At 46.8% G+C, this 11392-nt stretch carries 13 protein-coding genes; 11 read left to right on the forward strand and 2 right to left on the reverse strand.

Annotation, left to right across the window (positions count from 1 at the left end; all coding sequences use genetic code 11):
• Positions 1-155 precede the first annotated feature (155 nt).
• On the forward strand, positions 156-527 hold the full coding sequence (locus RTV33_RS15005) for a metal-dependent transcriptional regulator (RefSeq protein WP_312645599.1): 372 nt from the start codon (positions 156-158) through the stop codon (positions 525-527).
• Between the two features lie 208 nt (positions 528-735).
• Here the strand turns inward: RTV33_RS15005 and RTV33_RS15010 are convergent, their stop codons facing one another.
• Together RTV33_RS15010 and RTV33_RS15015 are read right to left on the reverse strand one after the other, a co-directional pair.
• Positions 736-1179 (reverse strand): DUF3788 domain-containing protein, encoded by a 444-nt coding sequence (locus RTV33_RS15010; RefSeq protein WP_312645601.1) that lies wholly within the window; start codon positions 1177-1179, stop codon positions 736-738.
• A gap of 82 nt (positions 1180-1261) precedes the next feature.
• Positions 1262-2491 (reverse strand): BTAD domain-containing putative transcriptional regulator, encoded by a 1230-nt coding sequence (locus tag RTV33_RS15015; protein ID WP_312645603.1) that lies wholly within the window; start codon positions 2489-2491, stop codon positions 1262-1264.
• 406 nt (positions 2492-2897) lie between these two features.
• On the opposite strand from RTV33_RS15015, the gene RTV33_RS15020 reads away from it, so the two are divergent.
• The 10 genes from RTV33_RS15020 to RTV33_RS15065 form a co-directional block, all read left to right on the forward strand.
• Positions 2898-3626, forward strand: a complete 729-nt coding sequence (locus tag RTV33_RS15020; protein ID WP_312645605.1) for a class E sortase — start codon at positions 2898-2900, stop codon at positions 3624-3626.
• A 38-nt stretch (positions 3627-3664) separates the two neighbouring features.
• Entirely contained in the window at positions 3665-4789 is a 1125-nt protein-coding gene (locus RTV33_RS15025) for a transglutaminase-like domain-containing protein (protein WP_312645607.1), read from the forward strand.
• A 35-nt stretch (positions 4790-4824) separates the two neighbouring features.
• Positions 4825-5883 (forward strand): type II secretion system F family protein, encoded by a 1059-nt coding sequence (locus RTV33_RS15030; protein WP_312645609.1) that lies wholly within the window; start codon positions 4825-4827, stop codon positions 5881-5883.
• A gap of 24 nt (positions 5884-5907) precedes the next feature.
• The gene (locus tag RTV33_RS15035; protein WP_312645611.1) at positions 5908-6267 is read left to right on the forward strand and encodes a hypothetical protein; all 360 of its coding nucleotides are present in this window, start codon (positions 5908-5910) and stop codon (positions 6265-6267) included.
• A 25-nt stretch (positions 6268-6292) separates the two neighbouring features.
• A complete protein-coding gene (locus RTV33_RS15040) occupies positions 6293-6775 on the forward strand; it encodes a DUF4860 domain-containing protein (RefSeq protein WP_312645613.1) in 483 nt (160 codons plus the stop codon).
• A gap of 21 nt (positions 6776-6796) precedes the next feature.
• Positions 6797-7219 carry a hypothetical protein gene (locus RTV33_RS15045; RefSeq protein WP_312645616.1) on the forward strand — a complete coding sequence of 141 codons (423 nt, stop codon included), beginning with the start codon at positions 6797-6799 and terminating at the stop codon, positions 7217-7219.
• A gap of 26 nt (positions 7220-7245) precedes the next feature.
• On the forward strand, positions 7246-7734 hold the full coding sequence (locus RTV33_RS15050; RefSeq protein ID WP_312645618.1) for a hypothetical protein: 489 nt from the start codon (positions 7246-7248) through the stop codon (positions 7732-7734).
• 16 nt (positions 7735-7750) lie between these two features.
• Positions 7751-8812 (forward strand): PilT/PilU family type 4a pilus ATPase, encoded by a 1062-nt coding sequence (locus tag RTV33_RS15055; RefSeq protein WP_312645620.1) that lies wholly within the window; start codon positions 7751-7753, stop codon positions 8810-8812.
• Between the two features lie 228 nt (positions 8813-9040).
• On the forward strand, positions 9041-9562 hold the full coding sequence (locus RTV33_RS15060) for a hypothetical protein (protein ID WP_312645622.1): 522 nt from the start codon (positions 9041-9043) through the stop codon (positions 9560-9562).
• A 35-nt stretch (positions 9563-9597) separates the two neighbouring features.
• Positions 9598-11392, forward strand: a 1795-nt coding sequence (locus RTV33_RS15065) for a VWA domain-containing protein (RefSeq protein ID WP_312645624.1), incomplete at its 3' end; no start/stop codon positions are given.

Here is an 11392-nt window from a genome sequence, read left to right on the forward strand (position 1 = left end):
ATTAAGCCCTTATAGGGCTCGTGCAAGCCACCCCTTTTAGGGGTGGTCTTGACTCGTTCTAATCCCCTTCGGCTCGCCGCTTCCGCGGCAACCGCCGAAGAAGGGCAATTATACCGCAAATGAAAACCAGTGCTGCATTAGGAGGAATGAAAATCATGAAAATCCAGGAATCGGGTGAAAACTATCTCGAAACCATCCTTATTCTAAAAAACAAACACGGAGCGGTTCGTTCCATTGATATTGCAGCCGAGATGGATTTTACCAAGCCCAGTATCAGCCGGGCGATGAGTTTACTGCGAGAAAACGGCTATGTCACAATGGATAAAAGCGGGCTGATCGAGCTGACCGAATCGGGTTACGCGATTGCCAGCAACATTTATGAGCGCCATCAGCTGCTGACAAAATATCTCATTGCACTGGGTGTGGAAGAATCGGTTGCCTCTGCTGACGCATGCCGCATGGAGCATGTGATCAGTCAGCAAACCTTTGACAAGATTAAGGAGCACGCACATAAAAAAGAACTGTAATACGATTCAGCGATACTCTTATCAAAACCAAAAGGGAACAGACGGTATTTAGCGGTACCGTACGTTCCTTTTTTATATTCAATTTTTGCGGGAATAGTTAACATAGCAAAATATCTTTCCTTTGCGAACAACAAAAAAGCAGGGCAACATTTCATGGTTGCCCTGCTTTAACATGATAGGTGTTTTGCTTATTCGTCGGGTCGAATCATCAACGGCACAAATGCTTATCGCTTTGCTTCATTCTAAGGTAAATCAAATCCTTTAAATCGGCTAATATCTTTTCACTTGTAACGTCAATCATCAGCCATTTGCCGCCCATACCCGACTTGGTTTTTTGATAAATATCCTGAACATGCCGATCAAAACCCATGAGCATAAACTCTGCCTCCACCTGCTGTTTATCTTGAATTACAACAAGGCAGGAAAAACAGCCTTCGCTTGGGTACAAGGTGCAGATGGATTTACCGCCCTTTTTGTACTTCACATTCCACCCGGGGGCCATAGAGCATTTACTGTACGCAATATTTGGCGAAACATGGTATTGCTCTTCAATAAATCTACAGAGCTCATCCCATAAGGGGCTGCTGATAAAGCGGCTGATTTCCATAGTTGTGGGTTGCTTTTGTAGGCTATAAGTTTCACTCCATGCCATACATTTCGACCTCCGTAAAGAATAAAATTGCCTTGTTATAAGCTGAGGCAGCAAACAATTAACCAAATAAAATTTTTTTTTACTAAGGGGAAACCGGATCGAGCGGCTGCAGATTGCTGCAAATTACCAGCGGCACGTGGGAATTGCTCTTTTTAAACTGTTTTATGATGCGCTTTAAAACCATCTGCCCGTTCTCATAGGTGAGCGAAGGGAGCATTAATACATACTGGGTGGCGCTAAAGCGTGCGATTACATCGCCGCGCCGTAGACTGTTGCAAATCGTTTCAAGCAGCCTTTCCATGCCAAAATTTAGCAGCTTGATGTCGGGGGTTTGCTGATTTTCAGTCGTAACGGTAAGCAGGGCGATGAATACGGTTCGGCCTGTTCTGGATGTAGAACGCGCCTCTAACTGATACATATTTTTAAAAACTTCATATTCACAGTAGAATGCCCCGGTGGTTTGGCTGGCCTCGCGCAGGTCTTCTTTTATAATCTCAATGTCGGTTTCTACATGGCTTACCGTTTTAATAATATCGCGGTAGGCACTGCGCAGGTGCTCCGATGGCTTTACACCCAACTCGCGGTAAAAAAGCTGGGTGACATATTCATAATGAGCAAGAGCTTTTTGCGAATTGCCCAGCATCACCCAGGCATGAATCAGGGATTGATGTACAGGTTCCTCGAACGGATCGATGATAATCGCCGCTTCGCAAATGGTGATAATCTCATCGTAGCGGCTAAATTCCTTGAGCAGGGCGACAGCGTCGCGAACACATTTTATATAGAGGTTATGGTAGTAAGTCGAAAGAGGTATTACCCATGCCTCGTATGCGGAGTTGGGTAGAAAATCCCCTTTGTAAAGCTGAATTGCGTTCAGATAGAGTTCAATGCGCTCATTGGAAGACAAGTTGATGTTAGAGGCCTGTTTTACCAAAGCCTCGAACACCTCACAGTCCACCACGGTATTCAGGCTGTTATTCCAGCTGTATACGCCACGCTTATAAACAATCATGTCTTTAGCAAGCGGAATGCCGGAATTGTTCAAGGTGGTGCGAATGCGGTAAATGAGGCTTTTTAGGGTATTGGCAAAGTTATCGGTTTCGTCGTTCGGCCAAAGTGTCTCAAGCAGTTCAGAATGAGAAATATCTTTGTTGCGAAATGCGATTAAGTACTCGAGTACATTCCATAGCTGACGTGCACGGCTGCCGCTGTCTTCTACAATCTTATCGCCGCAGCGCAGTTGAAAACTGCCAAGCATAGAAATTTGAATCTGCTCGGTATCTGCTGTGTTAGTTCGTTCATTTTGCGGCATAAAGAGCACTCCAATCGTATCTCTATTTTTCACTAATATTTATTTTTATTATATCATTTTTTGAAAACAATTAACAATAATTTACAAAAAAATAAAGATAATTAGAATCTTCTTCCTTTTTAGAAAAAAACAGATATAATTAAGCTAAGAGCTTAGCACGTAATGTGTAGTTTTATACAGGTGAAATCAAAGATGGCGGGACTGTATGATAGCTGTTGACGCAGTACGCATCGAATATTTTAAATAACGGTGAGTGACAGAAAAGCTATATCCAACAAACTGAAGCGAGGTGGAGCAACTGGAGAGTTTCGATCATAACGAGTGTGGGCGAGGGCCAAAGAAAAAAAACGGTACGTTAAAGAAACGAAAGCTGGCTTCCGCTATTCTTTTGATAATCGGAGTTTGCTTGCTGGCGCTCAGCATAAAATCTATGCTACCACCGGTACCGACGGAATCTGAACCTATACAGCCTGTTCCGGTGCAACCCACAGAATCGTCATCAGCCGACGAACCACTTTATGATGAGGAATATTTAAAAGACAAGCTTTACATCACCCAAGAGCGCGCCAATTACCAGTCGGGGCAGATGGTACTAAAAATTCCGCGCATGGGCGTGGATACAGCGGTTCAGGCGGGTGTCAGCAATGAGTACCTTGATATCAGCCCCGGGCTGTTCGATTATGCACAGCTCCCGGGCGGAGAAAACCACAATGTGAGCATCGGCGGGCACCGCGACATCAAGGGTGCGCACTTCTATTTTATCCATAAGCTCACGGCCGGGGATTTATGTTATTTGGTTTACAACAATAACATCTATGTGTATGAATATAAAGACACCAAAATTATCGAACCATCCGATTGGGGGCCCATCTACGGGCAGGGGTTCGAGTGTTTGACGCTGATTTCCTGTACGCCAATCGGCACAACGCGCCAGCGTATTGTAGTGCGGGCACAGCTGAAAGCAACTGTGCCTTATACCGAAGATTATTCCTATCGGCCATGGGTGGAGGGAATGGAAAAACCGTTTGCTTGGGAACGCGATGCAAAATCTTGGGATGCAGACCTGCAAAACAGCCCGGACGAGGAAGCATCCAAAGCAGCACAGCAAGACAAAACAGCCTCGGGTGAGGAATAGACTTTTTTAGATTTGACAGAATGGAGGGACAGCCTGAAATGAAACGCTACCGCAATTACCACCGTGCTTTGGCGGTTTTCATTGTAGGCTGTCTGTTTTTTATGCTGATAGGCTGCGGTGATTCCGCTGCGGTTGGTGTGCCTTCTGTAAGCAGTGAAATAAGTTCATCTGTTTCATCCGGTGAAGAATCGTCGTCCGGCTCGGCACACAGTACGGCTGAAAGCAGCGAGAGCAAACCGGCAGACAGCATAAGCGAACCGGAAAGCGTTCGGGCGCCGTCTGCTACAACCATTGAACCGTCCGACCCGCCTGCATCCTCTGAACCGTCGGCACCTACCGGTGTGAGGGATTCCACCGCGCAGGTGCTTGTGCCGTCTGCCGATGGGACAAGCGTTTTGGGCAACAGCCTGGCAGAGATTGATGCCTCCAACACTGCCGAGGGCTACGTGATGGTTCGCTATCTTGGCAGCAATTCCAACGTAAAGCTTCAGCTCACGCGCGACGGCGGTACTACCTATACTTACAATTTGAATGCAAGCGGCAGCTACGAAACCTTTCCCCTCACAGCAGGCAGTGGCGGCTATACGCTGAATGTGTTCGAAAATGTTTCGGGCAACCAGTACGCGTTGGCATGTGGCGAGTATCTTCAGGTTACGCTGAGAAGTGGCCTGCTTCCATACCTGTATCCCAACCAATACGTAAATTTCTGGTCGGGCTGCAATACGGTTACTTTGGGTTCGGAGCTTGCAAGCACTGCCAATAGCGACCTTGAGGTTGTTGAAAAGGTCTACAATTATGTTGTCAACAATATCAGCTATGATTTTGATAAGGCCGCAACCGCCACATCAGGGTACTTACCCAATGTCGATACCATTATCAGTACAGGGAAGGGAATATGCTTTGATTATGCTGCGGTCATGGTGACGATGCTGCGAACGCAGAGAATCCCCACCAAGCTGGTAGTGGGGTACTCAGGCAGTGTTTATCATGCGTGGATCAGCGTTTATATCACCGATGTGGGCTGGATTAACGATATCATCTACTTTGATGGCACCTCGTGGGTGCGTATGGATCCTACCTTTGCATCCAGCGCAAAAAGCAGCCCCGATATTATGAATTACATCGGCAACGGCGGCAATTACAACGCAATGTTTGTGTATTAGGCATATAGCCCACGCTTGTGAGGAGGAATGACGGTATGGTAGCTCTAGAAAAAGAAAAAAGGCAGCTTACGCCCAGTGAGATTTCTGCTTTCTGCGCTCAGCTGGCTTTGATTATCAAAGCGGGTATTTCAGTGCAGGAGGGTATTTCCATCATGAGCGGGGATGTTCAGGATGGTAGGGGCAAGGAGGTTTTGCAAACGATTCTTTCTCATGTAGAGGAAGGCAGAACGCTCACTTTTGCGCTGCAGCAATGCGGCAGATTCCCCAAATATGTGGTGGACATGGTGAGCATCGGTGAAACCTCCGGCCGTTTGGATGAGGTGATGGACTCCCTTTGTGCTTACTACGAGCGAAACGAAACGATCAACAAAAGCATTAAGAACGCGGTGACTTACCCCATGGTGATGATTGGAATGATGGCGGTGGTGATTGCGGTGCTGGTAGTAAAGGTACTGCCGATTTTTAATCAGGTGTTCCGCCAGCTCGGCAGCGAGATGTCTGCATTCTCACAGGGTATTATGAACTTTGGTGCGGTACTCAGCCGCTACTCCATGTGGATTGTTGGATTCATTCTGGTTTTGCTGCTGATTGCGGTTTTGATGAGACGCACTAAGAACGGTCGGGCTGCACTTTCCCGCGTTTACGATTGGCTGCCGTTTATGCGCAAGCTTTCAGCCAAGATTGCGGCGGGGCGGTTTGCATCCGCCATGGCGCTGATGCTTTCGAGCGGTCTCGATACAGACCAATCGCTTGACATGGCCGGCGAGCTGATTGAAAATGAAAAAACCAAAGCAAAAATTGTGGGAATCAAACAGCTTATGGCAGACGGCGCTTCGTTTTCAAATGCGCTGGTGCAGATGAAGGTTTTTTCGGGCGTGTACGCAAGCATGCTCACCGTTGCTTTTAAAACAGGTGCAGTGGATACGGTAATGAAAAAGATTGCACAGCGCTATGAGGAAGAAATAGATACTAAAATTTCCGACATCATTTCGGTATTGGAGCCAACACTGGTTGCAGTTTTATCTATTATCGTCGGCATGATATTGCTTTCTGTTATGCTGCCGCTGATGGGGATTATGTCCTCAATCGGCTGACATCGCAAAAAGGAGGAAACAGATATGGTGAATATCTTTTCGCGTAAAAAACGGGATGATACTGCGGTTCGTGAGCTAACTTTGCCAATCCTGTTTTTTGCGATATTGGTAGCACTGCTTATGACGGGGCTAGGCAGCATCTCAAAATCCACTGATACGGAGCGCCTGAAGGCTGCTGAGCAGGCGCTTCGACGCGCGGCGGTGCAGTGCTATGCACTGGAGGGGCAATACCCAAAGAGCCTCGACTATATGGAACAAAACTACGGGCTGGTGCTGGATCGGGAGCAGTATGTGTATCATTATCAGGGCATAGGTGCGAACCTAATGCCGCAGATAGCGGTATTTCCCATTCGAGAAGCAGGGCAGCAGAAGAGCAGCGGCTGAGAACAAGCAGAAAGGGAGGACGGATATGAAGCAGGAAAAGGGACATGTAGTTGATTTGCTGTTTACATTGGCACTTTTTTGCGTTTTTGCAACATCCGCTCTTCTAGTCGTGCTGCTCGGGGCAAATGTTTACAAACAAACTGTGGCCGGTATGACGCAAAACTACAACACGCGCACATCCATTGCTTACCTTGCAGAGAAAATAAGGCAAAACGATGTTGCAAATGGCGTAAAGCTTGGCGAGGTAGACGGTGCGGATGCCTTGATTTTGGAGCAAAAGGTGGGGGAATCCACCTATCAAACTTGGATCTACAGCAGCGGCGGCAAGCTGTGCGAGGTGATGGTGGCTGGTGGTACGCAGGTAAAAGCCGCCGACGGGCAACCCATTATGGAGCTTGAGAATTTGCAGATTGAGCAGGACGAACAGGGCATGCTAAACCTCCTCGCAACCGATGTAGCAGGTGAAGCTACCGTATTAAAAATAAACCTCCGGTGTGAGATCAAATAGAAGTGCAAAAGGGGTGAGCGTGTGAGCGTACACAGAACACCAAAGTCCGGTTTGTTCCTCATGGAGTTGGTGGTAATTATCTTATTTTTTGCCATAACAAGTGCGGTTTGTGTTAATTTGTTTGTAGGCGCACACCTCACAAGCGTTGCAAGCAAAGACTTGAACAAGGCGGTAGTACAGGTGCAAACGGCGGCAGAAACTGTAAAAAATGCGCAGGGCGACAGAGAAAAACTTGCCTTGCGGCTGGGTGCGGTGCAGCAAGGCGAAGCACTTGCCGTGTACTACGACAAAGACTGGAACCCCACCACGCAGGCAGAGCAGGCAGGTTATCAGCTGCAAGTAACCCAAACACTTAGCGCAGATGGCATACTTTACGCCGATGTGGCGATGAACAAAGGCGAAGAACTTCTCTATTATGTAAAGGTTAGCAGCTATATCGGTTAAAAAAGTGCAAGAAGGGGGGCGGCGGTATGGGCAGAGAAAAAAACAATACGGGAATCAGCGTTGGGAGTTCTTCTATTTTAGTAATCTTTGTGGTGCTTTGTCTTACCACCTTTGCGACGCTGTCTCTGGTTTCGGCAAAAGCCGATTATAAGCTTACACAAAAAACGGCACAGGCAACCGCCGAATACTATGCCGCCGATGCAAAAGCGGAAGAGTACCTGCAAAAGCTGCATAAGGCCTTACAGGGAACGGGTGCCGATGGCTGGTTTGCACAGCTTCAGCTTGTTGATATAAAACTTACTTACGAAGTTGCAGGTGGCTCTTTGGTGCTTCGCTACGATGTACCTATAAACGACCAAAAAAAACTGCATGTGGAGCTTGGTACAGAGCTGGATATTGCGGGAAAACCAACGGGACCACTTCAGCGTTTGCGCTGGCAGGTGCAGCCGATACAGCAGTGGCAAGGCGAAGAACAGGTGAATGTGGCGGGAATAAGCAACCTGCCGATTTTTTAACAAAAGGGGAAGACATGTGGAATTGATTTCAGTTTTGAAAGATGCGGTAGACAAAGGAGCATCTGACATTTTTATTGTGTCGGGGCGTCCGCTTTGCTATAAAATCAACAATAATATTATGGATCAATCGGAGGAAAAGCTTAGCCCGGTGAGTACAAGAGAGCTGATTCTGGGTATTTACGAGTTGGCGGGTGAACGCAGCCCGAATCATTTTCTTGAGTGCGGTGATGATGATTTTTCGTTTTCGCTCAAAGGGATTTCGCGCTTTCGTGTAAGCACCTATTTGCAGCGTGGTTCGCTGGCAGCGGTCATCCGTGTGGTAACCTTTCGTTTGCCCGACCCAAAGCAATTGGGAATTCCCGAGACAGTGCTGCGCCTTGCCGACAGCAAAAAGGGGCTGGTACTTGTAACCGGCCCTGCGGGCAGCGGAAAATCCACTACGCTCGCATGTCTGATTGATTCGATTAATAATACACGCAGTTCGCATGTCATCACATTGGAGGACCCGATTGAGTATTTGCATGGGCACAAAAAGAGTATTGTGAGCCAGCGCGAAATCCCCACCGATACGGCAAACTACGTCACCGCCCTGCGCGCGGCATTGCGCCAATCGCCCGATGTGATTTTGTTGGGTGAGATGCGCGACTACGAGACCATCAACATTGCCATGACTGCGGCGGAAACGGGGCACTTGGTTTTCTCCACACTACACACGGTGGGTGCGGTGAAAACCATTGACCGCATTATTGACGCATTCCCCCCCAGCCAGCAGGGGCAAATCCGAATCCAGCTTTCGATGACGTTGCGGGCGGTGGTTTCTCAGCAGCTGCTCCCCACTATAGATGGAGGCCTGGTGCCCGCATTTGAGATTATGCTCTGCAACGGCGCTATCTGCAATATGATCCGAGAATCGAAAACGCATCAAATAGAAACGGTGGTTTTCTCCTCGTCGGAGGAGGGGATGATGAGTATGGATGCAAGCATTTCTGACCTGTATAAGAAAGGGACGATCTCCGCAAAAGACGCAATCTCCCACAGTACCTCGCCGGACTTAATGGCAAAAAAGATTGCGAAATAGCCGAACAAAATCAAAACAGTACAAGAGCCTCGCATACGTTGCATGCGGGGCTCTTGTTTTTTGTCTGCCTATAACGCTTGTCCTATTGTCTTAAAACATTCAAACCAGTTTTTAAAGTGAAGCTGGTAACAAAAATATTTAGAAAAAGCACAAAATCCGTCTATTTGTTACTGTGCTGTGACTGTGCTATGGAATAATTAGGTATAACAAAAGAAGAAGGGGACATTGGTGCAGATGGAAGCACAGAGCTTGCAGCATAATGGTGCAATGAAATCTTTGATTTGTATCCATAAGAACGAAAGCGGAGAGCCTCACGGAGAGATTTTTAACCGCTACCTTAAAAAACCAATTGCTTTTACAGGCGTTATGAGCCTAATCAATAAAATGGATGATCTGTGTGATCAAACAGGGTACCCACAGGCCTATAACCATTACAGAAGCTTTGGAGAAAAAAAGAAACCACAGGAGATTGGCATTATGAATGAGGCAAAAAACGATATGAGTGATTCTTTGTTAGAAAGCAAGACGGGCGACAAGGCCACGTTTATTATACAGGTTCAGTTCAGGCAGAATTCCAGCTGGCAGGGCACGATTACATGGGCTGAGCGGAAGAAAACACAGCGCTACCGCAGCACACTGGAGATGATTAAGTTGATGGACAGTGCACTTGCAGAAGAGGAAGAAATACCGGTAGAAATAATCGATTGGAGCAAACCTTCTTTCGATAATTTGTATATAAATGAGAAATAGAAAAATTACATACAAAGTAAAAAGGAGAGTAGAGTATGAAACTAAAAAGAATAACTTCAATGTTCCTAGCATTATTAATTTTGGTAACGATGACGCCGATGAATGCATTTGCCGCGGAGACTCCGGTCACAGTCACACAAGGGCAGGTTGTTAAGGAACGTTCGGCAGGCAATCCTTATCTTCCGACCGATACAGACCTGCCAACCTCTCGGCCAGCAAACGACCCGCAGGGAGAAGCACCCGGTGCGGTTCAGCTTTTTAAATCAGCAGTACCTGTTGCCGGGCAGCCTAACACTTATGATATTACGTTGACAGTAAAGGGGAAAGACATTGTCAAAAACCCAGCGGCCAATGTTGTTTTAGTAATTGACAAATCAACCAGTATGAAAGAGTCTGCCTGCGGCCGCTTGCACTGGCACATTGAAAGCTGCCAGAGGTTAACCTATGCGAAAGATGCTGCAAAAGTGCTTGTGAATCAACTAATGCCGCAAGGTAGCACCAATGCCGATATTAAGATTGGGGTTGTTTCATTTTCCGGAGATGCTACAACAAACATTATTCTCTCCAATAATAAAGCTGAAATTTTGAAAGCTATAGATGATGTTAAAATGCCAAGTAAAGGTGACGGAACGAATATTGGAGAAGGTATTGTAACGGCAGCCAGTCTACTTTCCGGTACGAACAACAACTATATCGTACTGCTGGGAGACGGAGAGGCAAACCGGCCTTATACTACAGGTTCTTCTCAGGCCGTTCGAAATTCAGGATATGCGATTAATGCTGCAAAGGCTGCAAACACCGAAAAAGGTGCAGTCATTAACACAATTGGCTTTGATGTCTCCGACACGGCAAAAGACACATTGGAAAAATGCGCACAGGGCGGCGGTAAGTATTACTCTGCAATCGGCTCTAATCTGTCGCAGATTTTTGCAAACATTGCAGCCTCCATCTCGTATGCCGCACAGAACTGCTTTGTTGTAGACCCCATTGGTTTACACTTCGAATTGGTAGGAGATTCTCTTGGCTCGCCGAGCGTGGGTACAGCAAGTACTACAACTCTCAATACGCAGGAATATAGCGGTCGTACCGCTATCAACTGGAACTTTGAAAAGCTCCCGGCAGGTGATGAGGGTATTACGCTTAGCTATCGTGTAAAGGCAAAAGCGACAGCTCCATCGGGCTCGGCATTGTACCTCAATGGTACAACGACCATGACTTACAACAATGTAAACGGAGATGCTGTTGTGCGGTATTTCCCGGTACCAACAGCGGCACTAAACGCCGGAACCATTGAGATTCAATATTATTATGTGAATAAAGCAGGAGACCCCTTGTATGAGGATGGAACGGTAGCACCTAAAATTGATGATGCATGGGTTATGAAGACAGAGCAATATCAGAATAATGGTAGCACATCGTTACCTTATAGAACGTATACGGTACAATATCCGGGCAATATAGCAGTTTCTGGGAACAACTATATTCGTCAGATAACCCAGACATCAGAGTCTGTGGTAGTTAACGCAGCTTATCCCAATAAGGTTGTTAAAATTCCATATTACAAACAGACCGAAGCTCCCTACATCATTAACTATTACATTGATGGAAAAGAAACCAAGGTCCCAGGCATTATGGTAAATCCAGTGAATGGCACAGCACCACTTGGCACATTTAACCTGCCGGTTCATCCCACCGTTACTACCGGTTACAAAGTGAAGGTAGGTCAGCCGACAACCATGCAGATTTCCGCAACAGGTTCGAATGTGCAGAACATTTACTATGTAAAAGATGAAGCACAGACCAAGGAGTTGAGCTACACCGTCGAGTACT

The organism is Hydrogenoanaerobacterium sp. (assembly GCF_032017025.1).
Classification (GTDB): Bacteria; Bacillota; Clostridia; order Oscillospirales; family Ruminococcaceae; genus Hydrogenoanaerobacterium.

What these genes read in the sequence shown, in the direction of transcription:
- RTV33_RS15005 (WP_312645599.1), top strand. Translation starts at nt 156, where the DNA reads ATGAAAATCCAGGAATCGGGTGAAAACTATCTCGAAACCATCCTTATT.
- RTV33_RS15010 (WP_312645601.1), bottom strand. Translation starts at nt 1,179, where the DNA reads ATGGCATGGAGTGAAACTTATAGCCTACAAAAGCAACCCACAACTATG.
- RTV33_RS15015 (WP_312645603.1), bottom strand. Translation starts at nt 2,491, where the DNA reads ATGCCGCAAAATGAACGAACTAACACAGCAGATACCGAGCAGATTCAA.
- RTV33_RS15025 (WP_312645607.1), top strand. Translation starts at nt 3,665, where the DNA reads ATGAAACGCTACCGCAATTACCACCGTGCTTTGGCGGTTTTCATTGTA.
- RTV33_RS15030 (WP_312645609.1), top strand. Translation starts at nt 4,825, where the DNA reads ATGGTAGCTCTAGAAAAAGAAAAAAGGCAGCTTACGCCCAGTGAGATT.
- RTV33_RS15035 (WP_312645611.1), top strand. Translation starts at nt 5,908, where the DNA reads ATGGTGAATATCTTTTCGCGTAAAAAACGGGATGATACTGCGGTTCGT.
- RTV33_RS15040 (WP_312645613.1), top strand. Translation starts at nt 6,293, where the DNA reads ATGAAGCAGGAAAAGGGACATGTAGTTGATTTGCTGTTTACATTGGCA.
- RTV33_RS15050 (WP_312645618.1), top strand. Translation starts at nt 7,246, where the DNA reads ATGGGCAGAGAAAAAAACAATACGGGAATCAGCGTTGGGAGTTCTTCT.